Genomic DNA, 20,691 nt, shown 5'->3' on the forward strand with positions numbered 1-20,691 from the left:
ACGCCCATGGCCTGGCAGATGGATGCGTCCCAGTCGAGGGTTTGGAGGTTCATGAGCATGGTGCGGGAGGCGTTGGTGACGTCGGTGACGTGGACGCCGCGTCCGGGGCCGCCGGTGAGGTTCCAGATGACCCAGGAGTCCATGGTGCCGAAGAGGATGTCGCCGGCTTCGGCGCGTTCGCGCAGGCCGGGGGTGTGGTCGAGGAGCCAGCGGATTTTGGGGCCGGCGAAGTAGGAGGCCAGGGGCAGGCCGGTGGCGTTGCGGAAGCGGTCCTGGCCTTGGGTGCCGCCGAGTTGGCGGCAGAGTTCTGCGGTGCGGGTGTCCTGCCAGACGATGGCGTTGGCGACGGGTTCGCCGGTGTGCTTGTCCCACAGCAGGGTGGTTTCGCGCTGGTTGGTGATGCCGATGGCTTTGACGTCGCTGGAGGTGATGCCGGCTTTGGTGACGGCGCCGTCGACGACTTGCTGGACGTTGCGCCAGATCTCGGTGGCGTTGTGCTCGACCCAGCCGGGCTTGGGGAAGATCTGCTCGTGTTCCTTCTGGTCCACCGACACGATCCGGCCATCGGTGTCGAACACGATGCACCGGCTCGAAGTCGTCCCCTGATCAATAGCCGCAATAAACGGGCCGGGGCGCTGCGGGGAGGGGGCGCTGTACTCGTCGGTCACGGTCTGCTCCTGCTCCGAACGTGGTGTCGGCCGCCGGGACCGTGCCGCTGCGCCGGCACCCCGGCCCGTGCTGAGTACATGACCAGCGCGTCATCCCGCCGTCAACGACGCGCTGCCGACATTGTCGAACGAATCTGCTGCACCCTGCTTTCACCGGCGGGGCGCGGAGGCTTATGGTCGGCGCGTGCCAGGTCCGGTTCAGTCGGTTGAACGCGCGGCGGCGATACTGCACTTGCTGGCGCGCGGTTCCGGCCGCCTCGGGGTCAGCGAGCTGGCCGCGGCGCTGGGCCTGGCCAAGGGCACGGTGCACGGACTGCTGCGGACACTCCAGCAGGTGGGTTTCGCCGAGCAGGACCGCGGCACCGGCAAGTACCGGGTCGGCAGCGCGCTCCTCGACCTCCGCGCCGGCCACGTCGACGCCAACGAGCTGCGCTCCCGCGCCCTCAACTGGGCCGACGGGCTGGCCGCCAGAAGCCGCGAGGCCGTCCGCATCGGCGTCCCGGCAGACGGCCGGGTCCTCGTCGTCCACCACGTCTTCCGGCCCGGGGACCCGCAGCAGACCCTGGATGTGTCCTCGCTGCTGCCGGCGCACGCGACGGCGCTGGGCAAGGTGCTGCTCGCGTACGACGTGCACGTCCCGGCGGCGCTGGACTCCGTGCCTCCGGCCCCGTACACCCCGCGGACCCTGACCGCGCCGGCGGTGATCCTGGCGGAGCTGCGGCGGGTGCGCGAGTCGGGCTGGGCAGGCGAGCGCGGCGAACGGCGCCTGGAGGAGGCGGGGATCGCGGCGCCGCTGCGGGGTCCGGGCGGTCTCGTCGTCGGGGCGCTGGGCATCACCGGCCCGGCCGAGCGGCTCTGCGAGCGCTCCGGGACGCTGCGCGAGGACCTGGTGGGGCTGGTCCTGGGCACGGCCCGGTCGGTGTCGCGGGACCTGGGCGGGGCCCGCCGGTGACGGCCGTGCGGGACGCGGAAGACGAGACGGGCTGACCCGGCGGGGCAGGCGGCAGACGGCAGACGGCAGGCGGCAGGCGGTACGGAGCGGACGGGAACCGGCGGAGCGGGGGCGGCGTGGTGCAGCGGTACGTGATGTCGGTGGACCAGGGCACGACGTCCACCCGGTGCATCCTCTTCGACGCCCAGGGCCGGCTGGTCTCCGTGGTGCAGCGCGAGCACCGGCAGTACTTCCCGCGGCCCGGCTGGGTCGAGCACGACGCCGTGGAGATCTGGCGGAACCTGCGCCGGATCGTGCCGCAGACCCTCGCGGAGGCGGGCGCGGACGCCGGCCAGGTCGTCGCGCTCGGCATCGCCAACCAGCGGGAGACGACGGTGCTGTGGGACCGGCACACCGGCCGCCCGGCCGCCCGCGCCGTCGTCTGGCAGGACACCCGCACCGACGAGATGGCCGACCGGCTCGCCCGGGACCCGCGCGCGGACCGGGTGCGCGCGCTGTGCGGGCTGCCGCTGGCGACGTACTTCTCCGCGCCCCGGATCCGCTGGCTGCTGGACACGACGCCCGGGCTGCGGGAGCGGGCGGAGCGCGGCGACGTGCTGTTCGGCACGATGGAGAGCTGGCTGATCTGGAACCTGACGGGCGGGCCCGCGGGCGGGCTGCACATCACGGACGTCACCAACGCCAGCCGCACGATGCTGATGAACCTGCTCACGCTGTCGTGGGACGAGGAGCTGCTGGACTTCTTCGGCGTGCCCCGGGCGATGCTGCCGGAGATCCGCTCCTCCACGCAGACGTACGGCACGACCACCACCGTCGTGCCCGGCATCCGCATCGCGGCGGCGCTGGGCGACCAGCAGGCGGCGCTCTTCGGCCAGACGTGCTTCGCCCCGGGCGAGGCCAAGTGCACGTACGGCACGGGCAGTTTCCTGCTGCTCAACACCGGCGGGACCCCTGCGGCCTCCCGGCACGGGCTGCTGACGACCGTCGGCTTCCGGATCGGGGACGAGCCGGCGGTGTACGCGCTGGAGGGCTCGATAGCGGTGACCGGATCGCTGGTGCAGTGGTTCCGGGACGGGCTGCGGCTGATCGACAGCGCGCCGGAGATCGAGACGCTGGCGCAGACGGTCGACGACAACGGCGGCTGCTACATCGTGCCGGCGTTCTCGGGGCTGTTCGCGCCGCACTGGCACAGCGAGGCGCGGGGCGTGATCGCGGGGCTCACCTCGTACATCACCAAGGGGCATCTCGCGCGTGCGGTGCTGGAGGCGACGGGCTGGCAGACGCGGGAGGTGGTGGACGCGATGAACGCCGACTCGGGTCTGACGCTGTCCGGGCTGCGCGTGGACGGCGGCATGACGGCGGACAACCTGCTGATGCAGTTCGTCGCCGACGTCCTCGACGTGCCCGTCGTACGGCCCATGATGGCGGAGACCGTCTCGCTGGGCGCGGCGTACGCGGCGGGTCTTGCGGTCGGCTACTGGCCGGACCTGGAGGGGCTGCGGCGCAACTGGCACCGGGCGGCGCAGTGGCTGCCGCAGATGCCCGCGAGCCGCCGGGCGGCGGAGTACGCCAACTGGCGCCACGCGGTGGGCCTGACGTTCGGCTGGACCCGGCCGGCGGAGAGCCCGCCGCCGTCCGGGGCCGACGTGGTCGACCTGGTGCTGGCCGACCACCGCAGGGTGGAGCACCTGCTGAGCGCGCTGCGCAGCGAGGAGGCGGACCGGCAGGCGGTGCTGCCCGAGCTGTCGGCGCTGCTGGTCGCCCACGTGCTGGCCGGCCGGGCGGCGGCACAGCCCGGGGCGGGCCCGGCGGCGCACGCGCCCTGTCCCGACGACGGTGACCACGGGCCGGCGGTGCTCGCGCACGCCCTGCTGGCGCTGCTGCACCTGGACGCTCTGGCCGGGCCGGAGTTCGACGCGGCCCTGGAGAGGCTGGGCACCGCCGCCGCCGGGCACATCGCCGCCGGCGAGCGCGTCCACCTCAACGCCCTGCGCCGCGGCGCCGCCTCGCAGGAGCGCGCCGTCCTGGGCCGCGCGTACGCCGTGGCGCGCGGCCGGCTGCTCGCCTCCGGCTGCGGCAGCGCGGCCCGGGTCGCCGCGCTGGCGGACGAGTCCGGCACTTAAGCCCGCGCCGCCCGTCAGGCGCCGGCCGTGCCGCGGCCGGTGACGAGGTCGTCGAAGTCCCCTTCCTTGGCGGCCCGCAGGAACGCGGCCAGCCCGGCGGCGCCGTAGACCAGCGCGGGGCCCTGCGGGTCCCGCGAGTTGCGGACCGCCACCTCCCCGCCGGAGAGACCGGCCAGCTCCACGCACTCACCGTTGGGGTTGCTGTGGTGGCTCTTGCGCCACTCGACGTTGCCCAACCGGCCCGCGGGCACACCGTTGTCGACCTGCATCGCTGCTCCCTCCAACTGATCTTCCGCGTACTGTACTTGCATCTGTGCTTGCGGATGCACTTACAAATGGAATTCCATCGCGCGGTTACCGAGCGGTCACCGAGCGCTCGGGCAGCGGTGGTGCATCGTGATCGAAACCGGCCGATGTCCGGTACGAGAGCCCGTACGGGGGCCGTACGGGAGAAGGAGGGACCCGCCGGGCGCGGGCTCCGGAGGGCCGGTCAAGGGTGCGGGCGCGCCCGTCAGGTGGCGTGCAGGACCTGGTGCAGGAACGCGTCGGTGCGCGTCTGCTCCGTCACCGGCGCGGCCAGCCGGTCGACGGCCAGGCGGTGCCGCTCGACGTCGTCCGGGTCGTCGAGGTAGAGCGCGCCGGTGAGCTGTTCCAGGTACGCGATGTCCGGCAGGTCCGGCTCGGCGAAGCGCAGCAGCGTCACCGAGCCCGCCAGCGCCGTCGCGGCGGAGGTGTGCAGCGGCACGACGTGCACCGCGATCTCCGGGAACTCGGCGCTGTGCAGCCGGAGAAGATGGCGTATCTGCTCGCGCATCACCGCGGGGCCGCCCACGCTGCGGCGCAGCGCGCCCTCGTCGATGAGCTGCCAGCAACGCGGCGGATCGGGCCGGCGGAGCACCTGCTGCCGGCGCTCCAGCAGGTCGACGCGGCGGGCGACGGCCCTCGCGCTGTCGTCCGGGTACGCCAGCCGCGCCAGCGCGGCGGCGTAGGCGGGGGTCTGCAGCAGGTCCGGCACGCGGTGCGACTGGTAACCGCGGATGAGGGTCGCGGCTTCCTCGAGACCGAGGTAGGTTTCCAGCCAGCGCGGCGTCAGATCGCCGTACTGCTGCCACCAGCCGGGGGTGTTGGCGCCGCGGGCCAGCGCGAGGTACGCGTCGCGCTCCCGGAGGTCGCTGACCCCGTAGAGCGTCAGCAGGTCCGCGATGTCGCGCTCCTTGCAGCCGCCCTGGCCGCGCTCCAGCCGGCTCATCTTGGGCACCGACGCCCGGATCGCCTGCGCCGCCGCGTCCAGTCCGACGCCGCGCCGCACGCGCAGTCTGCGCAGCCGGGAACCGAGGACGATCCGCCGGATCGTGGGCCCGCCCCGGCCCGGGTCCGCGCCGCCGGGCAGCCGCCGCCCGCCGGCCACCGGTACTGACGCCGCCATCTCCCCTCCCCCGCCGGTCAGTTCACCAACCCGTCGCCAGCGCGGAATCATACCCCGCCAGGCGCCACTTACCCGAACCTTCGTCCGGATTTCGCCTACGGGATCGGACATGTGGACCGGCGGCGCACACGGCCGTACCGGCGTTGTGCCGGCGGGGGTCAGCCGCCGGCGCCGGGCCCGTCCACGGACTCGTGCCAGCCGCCGACGACGATCCGGGCGAGCCAGCCGAAGAACCAGAAGACCAGCACGCCGAAGAGCGAGGAGATCAGCACCGCCGCGAGCAACTGCTCGGACTGCAGCCGCGACTGGTAGAGGTCGATGAGCACGCCGATGCCCGGCTGCCCCTGGCGGAAGAAGAAGTCGCCGACGATGGCGCCGACGACGGACATCCCGGCGGCGATGCGCAGCCCGGTGAAGATGTGCGGCAGCGCGGCGGGCAGTTGGAGCTTCCACAGCCGGGTCAGCCGGCCCGCGTGCTGGAGCCGGAACAGGTCGTGGTACGCGGCGTCGGCGGAGCGGATGCCGAAGAGCGTGCTGGTGAGGATGGGGAAGAAGGCGATGATGACGCAGACCAGTACGCGGGTGGAGAACCCGTAGCCCCACCAGAAGCCGAACAGCGGGACCAGGGCGAGGATCGGCGTCACCTGCAGGACCACGAAGTACGGGAAGAGGGAGCGCTCCAGCCACCGGGCCTGGCTCATCAGCACCGCCATGGCGATCGCCCCGGCCGCCGAGATGAGCAGCCCGAGCGAGGCGACCTCGGCGGACAGCAGCAGGGCGTCGAGGAGTTCGGCCCGGTTGTCGCCGTCGAGGAACCCGACCCGCACCACGTCGTGCGGCGGCGGGAACAGGAAGCGCCGGTCCTCGGCCAGCACCACCATGCTGATCAGGTACCACACCCCCACGGCGGCACCGGCCACCAGCACCGCCGGCAGCCTCCTGAGCAACGGACGCGGGTTCATGGCTTGACGGCCACCAGGGTGTAGGCGTTGCCCTCGGTACGGTCCGGGGGGCGGGGGCGCCAGCGGTGCGCGACCACCACGCCAGGGTCGACCGGTTCCCACCCGTCGATGATCCGCTCCAGCTCGGCGCGGCTGCGCTGCACCATCGGCGTCGCCCCGCGCGCCCACACGTCCGTGAGCCGGCTCACCCGGGGGTCGAGCTCGGCGGATATCTGGGACGCGGCGAGGTGACTGCCCGGGGCCACCCCGCGGCGGATCCGCGCCACCAGGTCCGCCGGGTCCTCCTCGTCGGACAGGAAGTGCAGCAGCCCGACCATGAGCACCCCCACCGGCCGGTCGAAGTCCAGCACGGTGCGCGCCTCGGGGTGGGTGAGGATCAGCTCCGGCTGCCGTACGTCGCCGGCGAAGGCGATCGTCTGGTCCCCGTCGGTCTGCAGGGCCTGCATGTGCGCCACGGCGACCGGGTTGTAGTCGACGTAGACGATCCGGGTGTCGGGCGCGGTGCTGTGCGCGATCTCGTGGACGTTGGGCATGCGCCGCTGCGGCAGGCCGCAGCCGATGTCGAGGATCTGGCGGATGCCCGCCTCTTCGACGAGGTAGCGCACGGCGCGCTCCAGGAACAGCCGCTGGGCGCGTACGCGCATCTTCACGTCCGGCATGAAGGTGGACTCGACCTCGTCCACCAGCGCGCGGTCCGGACCGAGGTTGTCGGTGCCGCCGAGGTGGTAGTCGTACGTGCGGGAGGCGTGGGGGACCGTGGGGTCGGGCAGGGGCGACGTGCCGTGGGGCCCGTCGGCTATGCCGCTGTCGCTCATGTGCCTCTCCGCGTCGGCCGCGTACGGCCGTGGACGTGCCGGCGCGCACCGCGGTACAGGCCGGCACAGCAGCGTACTCCACCCCGCCGCCGCGTCCCGCGGCACGCGGCTCCGGCGGTCGGGCGGCCGGTCACCGGCCGTGGCCTATCGCGGGGTCGACGAACTCGTTGGTCACCACGCCGGCCGGCGTCAGCCCGTCCTTGATGGGCTTCTTCTGCTCGGCGAAGATGGGCTCGTCGATGTCGATGATCTCCTGGACCCGGGCGGTCTCGAAGTTCCCGACGGTGGCGTCCTTGCCCTCGGCGTCGTCCGAGGCGATGCCGAGCTTCTTCATCTCGCCGATGCCGTACCTCGCGATGCCCTCGGTGAGCACGTCACCGCCCCTGTACTGCTCGGCGATGGCCACGATGGCGGCGATGGCCGCGTCCGGGTCGCGCAGGTAATCGACCTGCGCCTGCTGGATGACCGGCACCAGCTTCTCCAGGCAGGGCGCCAGTTCGTCCCTGGCCTCGGGGCGGACGACCAGGGAGGGCCCGTAGATCGGGTAGCCGGCCTCGTAGACGAGCTGGCCCTTGACGGGTTTCATCCAGTCGTCGATCTCGTGCTCGAACATGTACGGGTCCTCGGCCGCGTACCCGGAGGAGGCCAGCTTGCCGCCGGAGGCCACGAAGCGCGCGGGCGAGCCGTCGAAGGAGCCGTCGACCTGGTCCTTCTGCAGGATCCCGGTGCCGGTCAGATACTCCATGTACGTGTCGCCGCCGGAGTACAGCACCGTGGTGTCCGACCTGCCGACATCCTCGATGGTCTCGAACTCCGGGTAGGTCTCCGGGTCCCAGTAGATCATCGTCGGGTCCTTCTCCAGCAGGGCCAGCACCGCGGTGGTGGGCTGGGTGGCGGAGAGCTGGACGATCTCGTCGAAGCCGCCGACGACCCCGAGGTCGATGTCCTCGTCCGTGTACATCTGCGCGGAGGTGGAGGCGAAGCCGATCGCCGGCCCGCCGGCGCGCAGTTCGAGCGAGATGCCGGTGTCCTCGCCGCCGGCGACCAGCGGTGCGGTGGCCCGTTTGCGGTTCGCGTCCACCTGAGGGTCGTCACCGAGAAGCGCGTACAGCGGGCCGAAGGCCGTGGCGTTGGGCAGCCAGGAGGTCTGCACGGTCACGGTCTCGGGGCACACGCCGGCCAGGGTGTGTGCGCCGCTCTTCGCCGCGGGTGCCGACTCGCTGCCTCCGGCCTCGCCGTCCCCGTCGTCTCCGCAGGCGGCGGCGGTGAGCAGCACACCGGCCACCAGCGGCAGGGCTAAGGAGCGAAGGCGGCTCTTCTCTGACATCGGGGGTTCCTCCGGAGGGGGTCGGGGGTGGCCGGGTATCGGCCGGGTCTCAACGGGCGGATGCGCGCATGCAGGCGGACACGTCGGCCGCGATGCGGTTCAGCTCGGGGTCGTAGCGCAGGCTCTCGGCGCGCGGGTACGCGAACGGGACGGTGAACTCGCCGCAGATGCGCCCGGGGCGGGGCGACATCACCACGACCCTGGTGGACAGAAAGACCGCCTCCAGGACGGAGTGCGTGACGAAGACGGCCGCGAACCGCTCGGCGGCGAACAGCCGGAGCAGGTCGTCGTCCAGCCGCTCGCGGGTGATCTCGTCCAGGGACCCGAACGGCTCGTCCAGCAGGAACAGCTCGGGGCGCAGCGAAAGGGAGCGGGCCAGCGAGACGCGCATGCGCATGCCGCCGGACAGGGCGCGCGGCCGGTGGCCGGCGAAGTCGGTGAGGCCGACGAGTTCCAGCGCGGCGTCGGCGCGCTTGCGCCGCTCGGCGCGCGGGACGCCGCGCAGTTCGCCGAAGAGCTCGACGTTCGTACGCACCGAACGCCAGGGCAGCAGCGTCGGGTCCTGGAAGACGTAGCCGAGGCGGTCGGCGCGCGCGGCCACGGCGCCGGCGGAGGGCTCGACGAGGCCGGCGGCGATGCGCAGCAGGGTGGTCTTGCCGCAGCCGGAGGGGCCGACGACGGAGACGAACTCGCCGGCGGCGACATCGAGGTCGACGGGGTCAAGGGCCCGGGTGCCGTCGGGGAAGCGCTTCTCGACGGCACCGAGGGAGAGGACCGGACCCGCGCCGGACACGGGCTCCCTTGTCCCGGCGTCCTCGGCGTCGGCGACGGTCATGGGTTCACCTCCCGTGCGCCCCGGCGGACCGCGGCGGGGCGCCGCAGGCTCGGGGTCACAGAGGCTACGGGATGGGCAGGTACGCCCGTACGCGGGGTGCCCCCGGGGCCCGGACGGCGGGACCGCCCCGGCCCGAGGGCGGGCGCGGCACCGCCCGGATACCGGGCCGGCCCGCGGCCGTTGCGCGGGCCGGCCGCCTCAGCCCCTCGCCCCCGGTGAGGTGCGATCCGGGTGCCTGAATCCCGTTGCGCGGACCCGGCCCCCACGAGTGTGGCAGTGACGTGCCCCGGCGGCTGCGGCGCCGGCCGGGCCGCACGCGGCGGGGACCCGGCAGTAGGGTGCTCCAACCGCGGGCCGGCCCACGGCCGGCCGCGGCGGCGGTCAGCGGCCGTCGTGCGGGTGCCGCGGGTGGGCCGTGCGGTGCCAGACGTCGAGCAGGCGGGCGGCCGAGCCGCCGATCGGGCCGACGGCGTCCGCGAGGACGTCGGGCGCGGGCAGCCGCGCGGAGGTGACGGCCGGCACCGCCTCCGCCGGTTCTTCGATGGTCGAGGAGCACACCGCCAGCAGGTACTCCGGCACCGTCAGCCCGGCGTCGGTGACGCCGACCAGCGGCACGCCGACCGCGGCGACCAGCGGGAAGACGGTGCCGGGGATGCCGACCGCGGCCTCCGCCCGCGCCGACGCCTGCAGCGACGGCACGTCGCTGATCTCGTACGCGTCCCACAGCTTGGGGTCCTCGCGCGGGTGCAGCCCCACCAGGATCCGCTTGCCCGCGGCCTGCAGCCGCTCGGCCGCTGCGAGCAGCAGTTCGGTGCCGGGCGCGGCGCCGCCGGTGCCGTCGGGGTGCGTGACGCTGGTCAGTACGAGGACGAGACCCGGCTCCGGCCGGTGCTCCGGCAGCACGTCGGTCTGCGGCGAGCCGACCGCCCGGATCCGGCGCCGGACGCCGAGGTAGCCGGCGAACGCGCGCGCCTCGGCCGGCGAGGAGGAGGTGACCGCGCGCAGCCGGGGCCGCAGCAGCCGGGCGCCCGGGGCCTGGGCGGGTCCGAGGTACGCCAGCGAGCTGGCCGCCACCGGCAGCCGCGGGAAGCGCGCGGCGCACTCCAGCGGCCAGTCACCGGCGCCGGTGACGACCAGCAGATCGGCGCGCGGCGCGGTCTGCGGGGTGGCGACGGGCACGGGGTCGCCGGGCTGGACACCGGAGGTGTCCGGAACGAGCTGCGTGATCCGTACGCCGCGCCGTCCGGCCTCCGCGAGCAGCGGCTTGACGTGGTACGTGCCCCACGGCTCGTTGGTCGCGACGAGCACCCGCAACGGGCGCCCGCGGTCACCGCCGGCGGCCCACGCGGGTCCGGCGCCGAGGGCGGCGAGCGAGGCGGCGCCGGCCGTCGCGGTGAGACCGCGCAGCACCCCGCGGCGGGACGGCGAGTGCACAGCGGGCACGGCGGAAGCGGCGGATCCGGCGGCGGCGGTGGGGTCTTCGGGGGTGTCAGGGCCGGCGGGGACTCGTGTGTCGTACGTGGTGGGCATGGGCGGCACGCTAGGCAATGTCACGAACTCGCAGGTGAACGCGGCAAGAACAGCGTCCCCGCGCCCCACCCGCGGCCCTTGGTCCAGACCTCTTGATAAAAGGTCTGGACCAACTTACGTTGGGCCGCAGCGCAACACGTACCTCTCCTGGCAACCGTTCCTGAGGACTGAGCAGGAGCGAGTCCTGTCAGCCGCACGCCCCGAACGGTCTTGAACGCACTGGTCCCCGGCGTACTCGGCCCCGGGGCAGCGACACGCATCCTGTGCGTGGTCCGATCCCGGGAGGCCGGCTTTCTGCGCGACCGCCGGCGGGCGGCGGGGCGCCACAGAAGTCCAACCGGCGGCCGAAGAGTCCAACGGATGAGGGCGCGGCGTGTGTTGTGCCGCGCCCCCGTGGCGGGATCAGATGGATCTCATGCACGATCCGGCACTTCCCGTCCACGAAGACCCCGCACCCGGCACCGGCACCCTGCCGCCGCGCGCCTGGTACGCCCGCTCCGACGCCGCCCGGCTGCCGCTGAACGGTGCCTGGCGCTTCCGGCTCTCGCCCACCGCCGCCACCCACGACACGTCCTTCGCCGAGCCCGGCCACGACACCTCCGGCTGGGACGAGATCGCCGTCCCCGGCCACTGGGTGCTCCAGGGCGGCGGCCGGCACGGCGCCCCCGCGTACACCAACACCCCGTATCCCTTCCCGGTCGACCCGCCACGGGTCCCCGCCGAGAACCCGACCGGCGACCACCTGCGCACCTTCGACCTCCCCGGCGGCTGGCCCGCGGCCCCGCTGCCCGCGGACGGCCCGGACGGCTCAGCCGGCCCGGACGGCGATGCCGTGCTGCGCTTCGACGGGGTGGAGTCGCACGCGCGGGTCTGGCTCAACGGCACGGAGCTGGGCGAGTTCAAGGGCTCGCGGCTGCCGCACGAGTTCGCCGTCGGCGCGCTGCTGCGCCCCACGGGCAACGTGCTGGCCGTCCGCGTCCACCAGTGGTCGTCCGGCTCGTACCTGGAGGACCAGGACCAGTGGTGGCTGCCCGGCATCTTCCGCGACGTCACGCTGCTGCACCGGCCCGCGGGCGCCGTACGCGACTTCTTCGTGCACGCCTCGTACGACCACCTAAGCGGCACCGGCACCCTGCGCGTGGACTGCGCGCCGGGCGGCCGGGTCACCGTGCCGGAGCTGGGCCTCGACGTCGCCACCGGTGACTCCGTCACCGTGGCCGTCGAGCCGTGGACCGCCGAGCTCCCGCGGCTCTACGACGCCGAGCTGGCCACCGCCGGCGAGCGGATCCCGCTGCGGGTGGGCTTCCGCACCGTCGCCGTCGAGGACGGCGTGCTCAAGGTCAACGGCCGCCGCATCCTGCTGCGCGGCGTGAACCGGCACGAGTTCCACCCCGAGCACGGCCGCGCCGTCGACGAGGAGACGATGCGCGCGGACGTGCTGCTGATGAAGCGCCACAACGTCAACGCCGTACGCACCAGCCACTACCCGCCGCACCCCGCGTTCCTCGACCTCTGCGACGAGCTGGGGCTGTGGGTGATCGACGAGTGCGACCTGGAGACCCACGGCTTCCACGCCCTGGGCTGGCGCGGCAACCCGGTGGCCGACGAGCGCTGGACCCCGGCGCTGCTGGACCGCGCGGAGCGCATGGTCGAGCGGGACAAGAACCACCCGTCGGTCATCCTGTGGTCGCTGGGCAACGAGTGCGGCTCCGGCGCCGGTCTGACCGCGATGGCCGACTGGATCCGCGGCCGGGACCCGGGCCGGCTGCTGCACTACGAGGGCGACTGGACCAGCCGCGACGCCGACGTCTACGCGCGGATGTACGCCGACCACGACGAGGTACGCCGCATCGGCGAGCGCACCGAGGACCCGCTTCAGGACGCGGCGCTGGACGCGCGCCGGCGGGCGCAGCCGTTCCTCCTCTGCGAGTACGCGCACGCCATGGGCAACGGGCCCGGCGGACTGGCCGACTACCAGCGGCTGTTCGAGACGTACGAGCGCTGCCAGGGCGGCTTCGTGTGGGAGTGGATCGACCACGGGATCGCCCACCCCGAGCTGGGCTTCGCCTACGGCGGCGACTTCGGCGAGGAGCTGCACGACGGCAACTTCGTCTGCGACGGGCTGCTGTTCCCGGACCGCACGCCGTCGCCGGGGCTCGTGGAGTTCGCCCACGTGATCCAGCCGGTGCGCATCGAGCGCGGTGACTCCCCCGGCCGGGCGGTCGTCACCAACCTGCACGACTTCGCCGGCCTGGACCACCTCGCGTTCTCCTGGACGTACGCCGTGGACGGCGCGGAGACCGAGGGCGGTTCCGCCGCGGTGCCGCCGCTCGCGCCGGGCGAGAGCGCGACGGTCGAGCTGCCCGGGGGTACCGCCCACGCGCGAAGCGCTGTGGGGGAGCCCGGCACGCCGCCCGCGGGGGAGGCCCAGTGGACCGTCACCGCCCGGCTGGCCGCCGACACCGGCTGGGCGCCGGCGGGGCACGTCGTGGCGCGCGGGCAGTGGGCCGCCGCGCCGCGCCCGCCGCTCGCGCGGCCCGCGGGGGCGGCGCCCGTACGCGACGACGGGCTGATCCGGCTCGGTCCCGCGGCGTTCGACGCACGGACCGGTGAGCCGCGGTCGCTGGCCGGGGTGCCCGTGGAGGGGCTGCGGCTTGAGGTGTGGCGGGCGCCGACGGACAACGACCTCGGTGCCGACTGGCTGCCCGAGACGGAGCTGGCGCGGCGCTGGCGCCGGGCGGGCCTGCACCGGATGCGGCACCGCACCGACGCGGTGGAGCCGGCGGACGGCGCGCTGACGGTCCGTACCCGGGTGGCGCCCGCGGCCACCGACCTGGGGCTGGCCGCGGAGTTCCGCTGGACCGCCGACGCGGAGCGGGTGGCGCTCGCCGTGTCGGTGACGCCGGAGGGCGACTGGCCGGTGCCGCTGCCGCGGCTGGGGATCGGCTTCGCGCTGCCCGCCGCGTACGGCGCGGTGCGCTGGTACGGCGGCGGCCCCGGCGAGGCGTACCCGGACACGGGCACGGCGGCGCTGCTGGGCCGCTGGTCGGCGAGCGTGGACGAGCTGCAGACGCCGTACGTGCGCCCGCAGGAGAACGGCGCGCGCGCCCGGGTGCGCTGGGCGGAGCTGGCCGGGAGCGAGGCCGGGTCCAGTGCCGGGGCCGGGCTGCGGGTCGAGGGCGAGCCGGAGTTCGCGCTGACGGCCCGGCGCTGGACCACCGCGGAGCTGGACGCCGCGACCCACCGCCCGGACCTGGTGCCGGGCGACCGGGTGCACGTGACGCTGGACCACGCCCGCCACGGCATCGGCTCGGCGTCCTGCGGCCCCGGCGTGCTGCCGCAGTACGAACTGGCGGCGCGTCCCGCGACGTTCACGTTCGTCTTCTCCGCCGCGGCCGGGCGCTGACGTGCGGGGCCCGCCCCGCCCGGAAGGATCCGGGCGGGGCGGGCCGGGGCGCTGTTCTTCAGGGTGAGGGCGGTGTCACCGCTGTCAGAACAGCGAGTACAGCAGCAGGTTCGGCGACCCGGTGCGCGGGTCCTGCACCTTGTCCGGCGTGGCGTTGTCCACGACGGCCTGGCTGACCTGCGCGGGTGTGGCCGACGGGCTGTTCTGCAGGTACAGCGCGGCGACGCCCGCGGTGTGCGGGGTGGCCATCGAGGTGCCGGAGATGGTGTTCGTGGCGCTGTCGGAGCTGTACCAGCCGGAGGTGATGCTCACGCCGGGCGCGAACAGGTCCAGGCAGGTGCCGTAGTTGGACCAGGAGGCACGCCGGTCGGTGTTGTCCGTGGCGCCGACGGTGAGGGCGCCGGGCACCCGGGCGGGCGAGTAGCCGCAGGCGTCCTGGGGCTGGCCGAAGATATTGCCGTTGCCGGCGGCGATCGCGTACGTCACGCCGGAGTCGATGGACCGCTCGACGGCGTTGTCGAGCGTGGTGCTGGCGCCGCCGCCCAGGCTCATGTTGGCCACGGACGGACCGTCGGCGTTGGCGGTCACCCAGTCGATGCCGGCGGCGACGCCCGAGGTGCTGCCGGAGCCGCTGCAGCTCAGCACGCGTACGGCGACGAGCTTGGCCTCCTTGGCCACACCGTACGTGCTGCCGCCGACGGTGCCCGCGACGTGGGTGCCGTGGCCGTTGCAGTCCTGGCCGTTCTGGCCGCCGCCGACGGTGTCGGTGCCGACCGAGGCGCGCCCGCCGAACTCGTTGTGCGAGGTGCGGATGCCGGTGTCGATGATGTAGGCGGTGACGTCGGCCGCGGTGGTGTTGTACGTGTACGTGGTGCTCAGCGGCAGGTCGCGCTGGTCGATGCGGTCGATGCCCCAGGTGGCGTTGGACTGGGTGTCGGCGAGCTGCATGACGGCGTCCTGCTCGACGTACGCCACCCGCTCGTCGCGGGCCACCTCGGCCGCCTCCGCCTTGCTCATCTCGGCGGAGAAGCCGCGCAGCGCGGTGCGGTAGACGTGCTCGGGCCTGACGTCCGCGGTGCCGGCGAGGTCGCGGGCCACGGAGCGGGTGTCGGCCTTGGCGACCTCGCCGTTCTTCAGCACGACGATCCACTGGCCGTCGATGGCCGTCTCGGCGGGGGCGAGCCGGAGGTCGCCGTCGGCGGGGGCGCTGTTCGCGCCGGTGCCGGCGGCCAGTTGGAGGCCGGCGGCGAGGCCGGCGGCGGTGAGCACCGTGGCCGCGCGGCGCAGGGGTGTGGGGGTGAGTCTCATCTCGTGCACCAGAACCTTTCGTTGACCGGATCACGGGCAATGAGGGGTAGTGCGGTGCGGGTCGCCCGCCCAGGTGTGAGCGGTGCCCCGGCAGCGTCTCGCAGGCCGGACGCTGCCACAAGTGGCAGGTTCACGCCAAACCTGCGGCGACGTTACTGGTGGCGGCGGTGCGTGAGGCGACGTGCGGGGCTGACGGGTGCTCAGATCGGCACGCCCCCCGGCACCGCACTGGCACAGACCTCTTGACGCATTGGTCTAGTCCTCTCACGCCGCTCCGCGCCGTCACCGCGGGCGGCAGCACCGTGATCCCGGGGACACCGGAACACGGGGATACGGGAATACGGAGCCCCCCTCTGGTTGTCGGCATGGGGAAGACCACAGGACACCGGACGAGCAGGAGGAACACGTGGCGGCACCGGACGAGACGGCACCCGACGCGCAGGACGGGATACGGGGCCGGGTGCACGGCTCCGCACCCGTGCCGCTGTCCGTGCTGGACCTGGCCACCGTGGGCGCCGGGTACACCGCGGGCGACGCGCTGCGCACCGGCGTGGACCTGGCCCGGCTCACCGAGGCGCGCGGCTTCCAGCGCTACTGGGTCGCCGAGCACCACTCGATGCCCGGGGTCGCCTCCTCCTCCCCCGCCGTGATCCTGGCGCATCTGGCCGCGCACACCGAGACCATCCGGCTCGGCTCCGGCGGCGTGATGCTGCCCAACCACGCGCCGCTCGTCATCGCCGAGCAGTTCGGCACGCTGGAGGCGCTGGCACCCGGCCGCGTCGACCTGGGCCTGGGCCGCGCGCCCGGCACGGACGGCGCGACCGCGGCGGCACTGCGCCGCACGGAGCGGCTGCGCGAGGGCGCCGAGGAGTTCCCGCAGCAGTTGGCGGAGCTGATCCGCTTCCTCGACGACGACTTCCCCGACGGCCATCCGTACGCCAGGATCCACGCGGTGCCCGGCCCGGTGCAGGGCACCGGGCCCGGCGGGGTGCAGTCCGCGCACCGGCCGCCGGTGTGGCTGCTGGGCTCGTCGATGTTCAGCGCCCGGCTCGCCGCGGAGCTGGGGCTGCCGTTCGCCTTCGCCCACCACTTCGCCGGGCAGCACACCGGCCCAGCCCTGGAGCTGTACCGCGAGGCGTTCCAGCCGTCGGCCGTGCTCTCGGCCCCGTACGCCCTGATCGGCGTCTCGGTGCTGGCCGCGGAGGACGCCCGGGAGGCGCGGCGGCAGGTCACCTCGGGGGCGCTCAGCATGCTGCGGCTGCGCACCGGCCGGCCCGGTCTGGTGCCGTCGCCCGAGGAGGCGGAGCGTTACGAGTTCAGCCCGCTGGAGCGGGAGTTCGCCGACTCCTGGATCGGCAACGTGGTGCACGGCACCCCGGACGAGGTCTGCACGGGCCTCGGCGAACTGCAGAAGCGCACGGGCGCCGACGAGCTGATGCTCACCACGAACGTGCACGGGCCGAAGGCGCGGCTGCGCTCGTACGAGCTGATCGCGGACGCCTACGGGATGCCGGCCGGCGCCGCGGCGCACGGGTAGCGGTGGGGCGGTGCCCGGAGCCCGGCCCGTACGGGCTCCGGGCACCGCTGTCAGACGCAGTCAGACGCCTTCGCCGAGGAGTGCGCCGGGGCGCTCCCGGCCGGCGGTGACGTCCACGCGCTCGCCGGTCTCCTCGTCGATGACGCCGACGCGGATCACCGGCGGATGCGGGCTGTCCAGGTCCGCCTTGGCGTCCATCGCGAAGACCACGGACACCGGCCGCCCGGCCCCCTCACGGCCGGTCTCGTGCAGCCCGGTGTAGCGCAGGAAGCGCCAGCCCTCCTCGTCCCAGTGCTCGCGCAGCCCGGAGCGGACGACGTGGGTCACCGTCTGCCACGCCAGCGAGCGTTCCAGCAGCTCGACGGAGCCCTCGACGGGCACCGCCCCGGGGTCGCCGCCGGATCCGGGACCGCCGTGCAGCGGGTGCCCGAAGAGCCGCAGCCGCAGCCGGCGCAGCGGCAGCCGGACGGTGCGGTCGGGGTCGCCGAAGAGCAGCCAGGCCAGCGCGGCGCCGGCGGCCAGCAGGCCGAGCGCGGCACCCGGCCCGTCCCGCAGCGACTCCCACCAGGCCCCGCCGGCGGGCGCCGGGAGACCGGCGGCTGGCCCTGGTGGGAGGCCGTCGGCCAGCACGACCGCCCCGCCGGCCAGGACGAACCCGGCTCTGGCGAAGGCCCGTACGCCGATGGGCGCCTTGTCCCGCGCGGTGCAGCCGCAGGACGACTCGGGCGCGGTGGCCTTGGCGTAGCCGAGGTACGCCGCGAAGGCCGCGCCCGCGAACGCCGCGAGCGCCCCGGTGACCAGCGGCGCCGGCAGGGCCACCAGAGCGAGCGCGACGAGCAGTTCCGCCGCCCCGACCGCGCGCAGCGCGACCGTGGCGCGCGGCAGCCCGCCGAGCTTGCGCTCCAGCACGGTGCCCGACGCCTGCACGGGGGTGTTGCGTCCGAACAGCTTGGTGCTCCCGCTCCAGCCGAGCACGCCGCCGACCAGCAGTGCGATCATGCTGCCTCCGTCCTCGAAGTGGCCGCGCGGGTCAGTGCCCGACCGTGATCCTGGCGATGTCGACCGACCCGTCCTTGGGGCGCCAGGCGCCGAGCACCAGGGCGTGCTGCCCCATCCGCACCCGCGACAGGTCGTCGGTGAGCGCGGCGCCCGCGTACGAGGCGGTGGAGCGGCCCGGGACGATGCGGCCGATGAGTTCGCCGCCGTGGTAGCCGAGCGCGAAGCGGTCCTTGGCGATGCCGCGGACGGTGACGTCGAGGTTGACGATGTTCACCCAGACCGCGTCGGCGGCGATCGTGCCGTCGGGCATCTCCAGGCCGCGGGCGTAGAGGCCGTCGCCGGTCTCGATGTCCTCGGCGGTGGTGGGGTGGAGCTTCCAGATGCTGGTGGCGTTGGTGAGCTGGATGCGGTGCTGCTCGCCGTACGAACCCTTGACGTGCAGCAGCGTGCCGTTGTCGATGCCGGTGATCAGGCCCTCGGCGAACGAGGTGTCCTTGACCGCCGGATCGAGCGGCGGGGTGGGGGCCGCGAACGCGGCGTCGGGGTCCACGGCGCCCAGCGCCGTGGCGCCGACGACGGTGGCGCCGCCGAGTGCGCTGGCGGACAGGAAGCGCCGCCGGTCGAACGTCGAAGCTGTGGCGTCCTTCATGGCCGTGCCTCCTTCACTCGTAGATCCAGACACCGGTCTTGCCGGAGCTGAGGCTGGCGATCTGGGAGTACGCCGCGGGCGTCAGGTCGAGGATGCGGTTGGTGCGGCAGACGCCGTTGCAGCAGGCCGCCTCGCCGCAGAAGCTCTTGGTGCGCGGGCCGCAGTCGGTGATGGTGATGCAGACGGCCGCCTTGGAGCACTCCTGGACGACGCGCATGACGGAACCGCAGCCGCGCCGCGGGATGCCGCCTTCGCCGCACAGGTCGGGCCGGGTGATGTCCCAGCACGCCTGGGAGGCGTTCGGCCAGGCGCCGTGGTTCGAGGCGGAGCGGCAGTTGCCGCAGGCGCCGCCGCCGGCGGAGCCGCAGGGGCCCCAGGCCGCGCCGCAGCAGAACCAGGTGACCTCGCCGCGCCAGAGGTAGTTCGTACTGCAAGCCATGTGTTCGAGCTCCCTTCAGATTGGCCCGTACATGACAGTCCGATTGCCATGTGGGGGTGGCGTACGGGTACCGAGAGCCCGCCGGGGGACACGGGTGGCGGACGGCCCGAGCGTGACCTGCCGCACCGGCACCGTCAATCGGGCGCCGCGGCGCCAGTGGACCGGTCCTCTGGTGTAACCGCGGCGCAAGGCGGCCGCGGGGCCGCGGCACGCTCTGTACGCCCCCGCGCGCCCCCCGCGCCGCTCCCCCTGTCCGGCGGGACGTGACACGATAGAGGCAACCGGCCAACGGCGCCGGTCAGTTGTGCCAGGAGCACGCAGCAGTACGGGAGAAGGGGAGCCCGGTGGTCGGTCTCAACAGGGGTGTCGGCAAGGTGGAGATCGCGCTGAAGTGGGACCCCAGCCCCATCGGCGCCCCGCCCCACGACCTGGACCTGATCGCGGCGACGTACGCCGCCGGCGACCCGCGGGGCGAGCCGGTCTACCTGGTCCACTTCGACAGCCGCTCCCCCGACGGCACGATCACCATGCAGCGGCACAGCCAGACCGGCCAGGGCTTCGGCGCCGACGAGGTGCTGACGCTGGAGTTCGCGCGCGTCCCCGCCGCCTACGCCCGCGTCGTCGTCGGCGTCGCGATCCAGCAGGGCTCCGGGCGGCTGACCTTCGGCGAGGTGGCGGGCACCGGAGTGCAGGTCCGCGACGGCCATGCCGAGCTCGCCGCCGACGACTTCACCGCGGTCGCCGGCGCCACCGCCGCCACCGTCGCGGAGTTCGTCCGCGACGAGTCCGGCACCTGGCACTTCCGCCCCGTGGTGCAGGGCTTCGACGCCGACCCGGATTCGTTCTCGTCCCTCATGGGGACGGTGACCGGCCGCTGAAGCCGCCCCGGCCCCGCGGGACGCCACCGCGCCGCGCCAGGCGGACGGTGGCGCGCCCCGGGGCCGGCGCTAGTGCCGCCAGGTGCTCAGCGAGCCGGACAGCTCCGCCGCGGCGGCGAGGACCTGCCCCGTGATGCGCCCGGCACGCTCGTCGTCGATGCGGAAGTGCGGCCCCGCGACCGTGACCGCGGCGACCACCTTCCCGCCCACGCCGATCGGCGCGGCCACCGCCCACACGCCCTCGTCGACCTCCGCCTCGCTCTTGGACCACCCCTGCGCGGCGACGGCCTGCACCTCCGCCAGCACCGCGTCCCGCTCCGCGGGCGACGGCGCGGGGCGCAGCCGGTCGAAGTAGCGCTGCGCCCACGCCTCGCCCATCGAGGCGAGCAGCACCTTCGGCCCGGCGCCCCGGTGCAGGCTCATGATCTGCCCCGGCTCGAACGACAGCCGGATGGTGTGCTCGGGGTGGCTCATCTCCACGCAGGTCGCGAAGTCGCCCACGCGCCGGATCACCAGCGCCGCCTCGCCGGTGTCCTTCGACAGCCGCTCGACGAGCGGGCGGAGCACCCGGGAGACCGGGAACGCCTGCTCCGCGCTGCGGGCCAGCAGGAAGATCCGCGGCGAGAGCACGTACGTGCCGCCGCCGTTGTCCTCCACCATGTCCATTTCGCGCAGCAGCGAGACGAACCGGTAGGCGGAGGGGACCGAGATCCCCGTGGAGTGCGCGATCTCCTCCACGCTCAGCTCCGGCCCCTTCTCCGTGAAGAGGAGAAGGATCTTCAGAACCCTCCTGGCGCTGTCCACCCCGGGGGTCCGTTCCCGCCCTTCTGACACGAT

At 74.1% G+C, this 20,691-nt stretch carries 18 protein-coding genes; 5 read left to right on the top strand and 13 right to left on the bottom strand.

All coding sequences use genetic code 11. The features are described from left to right. Positions 1 to 668, bottom strand: a 668-nt coding sequence (locus B124_RS19665; protein ID WP_496504188.1) for an FGGY family carbohydrate kinase, incomplete at its 3' end; no start/stop codon positions are given. Between the two features lie 184 nt (positions 669 to 852). On the opposite strand from B124_RS19665, the gene B124_RS19670 reads away from it, so the two are divergent. Beyond that, positions 853 to 1,620 (top strand): IclR family transcriptional regulator, encoded by a 768-nt coding sequence (locus tag B124_RS19670; RefSeq protein ID WP_496504189.1) that lies wholly within the window; start codon positions 853 to 855, stop codon positions 1,618 to 1,620. Between the two features lie 116 nt (positions 1,621 to 1,736). Next, positions 1,737 to 3,743 carry a glycerol kinase GlpK gene (gene glpK / locus B124_RS19675; RefSeq protein WP_496504190.1) on the top strand — a complete coding sequence of 669 codons (2,007 nt, stop codon included), beginning with the start codon at positions 1,737 to 1,739 and terminating at the stop codon, positions 3,741 to 3,743. Between the two features lie 14 nt (positions 3,744 to 3,757). Here glpK and B124_RS19680 read toward each other — a convergent pair whose 3' ends face one another. From B124_RS19680 to B124_RS19710, 7 genes are all read right to left on the bottom strand, one after another. Continuing rightward, positions 3,758 to 4,012, bottom strand: a complete 255-nt coding sequence (locus B124_RS19680) for a DUF397 domain-containing protein (RefSeq protein WP_496504191.1) — start codon at positions 4,010 to 4,012, stop codon at positions 3,758 to 3,760. A 242-nt stretch (positions 4,013 to 4,254) separates the two neighbouring features. Further along, entirely contained in the window at positions 4,255 to 5,169 is a 915-nt protein-coding gene (locus B124_RS19685; RefSeq protein ID WP_496504192.1) for a DUF5753 domain-containing protein, read from the bottom strand. Between the two features lie 158 nt (positions 5,170 to 5,327). Beyond that, on the bottom strand, positions 5,328 to 6,131 hold the full coding sequence (locus B124_RS19690; protein ID WP_496504193.1) for an ABC transporter permease: 804 nt from the start codon (positions 6,129 to 6,131) through the stop codon (positions 5,328 to 5,330). Continuing rightward, positions 6,128 to 6,946 carry an SAM-dependent methyltransferase gene (locus B124_RS19695; protein ID WP_496504194.1) on the bottom strand — a complete coding sequence of 273 codons (819 nt, stop codon included), beginning with the start codon at positions 6,944 to 6,946 and terminating at the stop codon, positions 6,128 to 6,130. Before B124_RS19695 ends, B124_RS19690 begins: the two co-directional genes overlap by 4 nt. 130 nt (positions 6,947 to 7,076) lie before the next feature. Then, positions 7,077 to 8,273, bottom strand: coding sequence for a hypothetical protein (locus tag B124_RS19700; RefSeq protein ID WP_496504195.1), 1,197 nt, complete (start codon positions 8,271 to 8,273; stop codon positions 7,077 to 7,079). Positions 8,274 to 8,322: 49 nt separating this feature from the next. Continuing rightward, positions 8,323 to 9,108: an ABC transporter ATP-binding protein gene (locus B124_RS19705; RefSeq protein WP_496504196.1), complete on the bottom strand. Its 786-nt coding sequence runs from the start codon at positions 9,106 to 9,108 to the stop codon at positions 8,323 to 8,325. A 381-nt stretch (positions 9,109 to 9,489) separates the two neighbouring features. After that, complete coding sequence (locus B124_RS19710; RefSeq protein ID WP_496504197.1) at positions 9,490 to 10,638, bottom strand: hypothetical protein; 1,149 nt, start codon at positions 10,636 to 10,638, stop codon at positions 9,490 to 9,492. A gap of 406 nt (positions 10,639 to 11,044) precedes the next feature. On the opposite strand from B124_RS19710, the gene B124_RS19715 reads away from it, so the two are divergent. Beyond that, positions 11,045 to 14,044, top strand: coding sequence for a glycoside hydrolase family 2 TIM barrel-domain containing protein (locus B124_RS19715; protein ID WP_496504198.1), 3,000 nt, complete (start codon positions 11,045 to 11,047; stop codon positions 14,042 to 14,044). Between the two features lie 84 nt (positions 14,045 to 14,128). Here B124_RS19715 and B124_RS19720 read toward each other — a convergent pair whose 3' ends face one another. Next, entirely contained in the window at positions 14,129 to 15,361 is a 1,233-nt protein-coding gene (locus tag B124_RS19720; protein WP_496504199.1) for a S8 family peptidase, read from the bottom strand. Between the two features lie 397 nt (positions 15,362 to 15,758). On the opposite strand from B124_RS19720, the gene B124_RS19725 reads away from it, so the two are divergent. Continuing rightward, a complete protein-coding gene (locus B124_RS19725) occupies positions 15,759 to 16,889 on the top strand; it encodes an LLM class flavin-dependent oxidoreductase (protein WP_496504200.1) in 1,131 nt (376 codons plus the stop codon). A gap of 60 nt (positions 16,890 to 16,949) precedes the next feature. Here B124_RS19725 and B124_RS19730 read toward each other — a convergent pair whose 3' ends face one another. Genes B124_RS19730 through B124_RS19740 form a run of 3 tightly spaced genes read right to left on the bottom strand, consistent with a single transcriptional unit; the run spans position 16,950 to position 18,976 of the window. Further along, positions 16,950 to 17,888: a MauE/DoxX family redox-associated membrane protein gene (locus tag B124_RS19730; protein WP_496504201.1), complete on the bottom strand. Its 939-nt coding sequence runs from the start codon at positions 17,886 to 17,888 to the stop codon at positions 16,950 to 16,952. 31 nt (positions 17,889 to 17,919) lie between these two features. Continuing rightward, positions 17,920 to 18,537: a cell wall protein gene (locus B124_RS19735; RefSeq protein WP_496504202.1), complete on the bottom strand. Its 618-nt coding sequence runs from the start codon at positions 18,535 to 18,537 to the stop codon at positions 17,920 to 17,922. Between the two features lie 13 nt (positions 18,538 to 18,550). Next, positions 18,551 to 18,976, bottom strand: a complete 426-nt coding sequence (locus B124_RS19740) for an RlpA-like double-psi beta-barrel domain-containing protein (RefSeq protein ID WP_496504203.1) — start codon at positions 18,974 to 18,976, stop codon at positions 18,551 to 18,553. Between the two features lie 344 nt (positions 18,977 to 19,320). On the opposite strand from B124_RS19740, the gene B124_RS19745 reads away from it, so the two are divergent. After that, the gene (locus B124_RS19745) at positions 19,321 to 19,854 is read left to right on the top strand and encodes a TerD family protein (protein ID WP_496504204.1); all 534 of its coding nucleotides are present in this window, start codon (positions 19,321 to 19,323) and stop codon (positions 19,852 to 19,854) included. 69 nt (positions 19,855 to 19,923) lie between these two features. Here the strand turns inward: B124_RS19745 and B124_RS19750 are convergent, their stop codons facing one another. Next, entirely contained in the window at positions 19,924 to 20,658 is a 735-nt protein-coding gene (locus B124_RS19750) for an IclR family transcriptional regulator (protein WP_496504205.1), read from the bottom strand. Positions 20,659 to 20,691: the final 33 nt, after the last annotated feature.

The sequence above is a fragment of the Streptomyces sp. CNP082 genome, from assembly GCF_059570535.1.

Coding starts and splice junctions, on each gene's coding strand:
- B124_RS19740 (WP_496504203.1), bottom strand. CDS start 18,976: ATGGCTTGCAGTACGAACTACCTCTGGCGCGGCGAGGTCACCTGGTTC.
- B124_RS19700 (WP_496504195.1), bottom strand. CDS start 8,273: ATGTCAGAGAAGAGCCGCCTTCGCTCCTTAGCCCTGCCGCTGGTGGCC.
- B124_RS19685 (WP_496504192.1), bottom strand. CDS start 5,169: ATGGCGGCGTCAGTACCGGTGGCCGGCGGGCGGCGGCTGCCCGGCGGC.
- B124_RS19690 (WP_496504193.1), bottom strand. CDS start 6,131: ATGAACCCGCGTCCGTTGCTCAGGAGGCTGCCGGCGGTGCTGGTGGCC.
- B124_RS19710 (WP_496504197.1), bottom strand. CDS start 10,638: ATGCCCACCACGTACGACACACGAGTCCCCGCCGGCCCTGACACCCCC.
- B124_RS19695 (WP_496504194.1), bottom strand. CDS start 6,946: ATGAGCGACAGCGGCATAGCCGACGGGCCCCACGGCACGTCGCCCCTG.
- B124_RS19735 (WP_496504202.1), bottom strand. CDS start 18,537: ATGAAGGACGCCACAGCTTCGACGTTCGACCGGCGGCGCTTCCTGTCC.
- B124_RS19730 (WP_496504201.1), bottom strand. CDS start 17,888: ATGATCGCACTGCTGGTCGGCGGCGTGCTCGGCTGGAGCGGGAGCACC.
- B124_RS19680 (WP_496504191.1), bottom strand. CDS start 4,012: ATGCAGGTCGACAACGGTGTGCCCGCGGGCCGGTTGGGCAACGTCGAG.
- B124_RS19705 (WP_496504196.1), bottom strand. CDS start 9,108: ATGACCGTCGCCGACGCCGAGGACGCCGGGACAAGGGAGCCCGTGTCC.
- B124_RS19715 (WP_496504198.1), top strand. CDS start 11,045: ATGGATCTCATGCACGATCCGGCACTTCCCGTCCACGAAGACCCCGCA.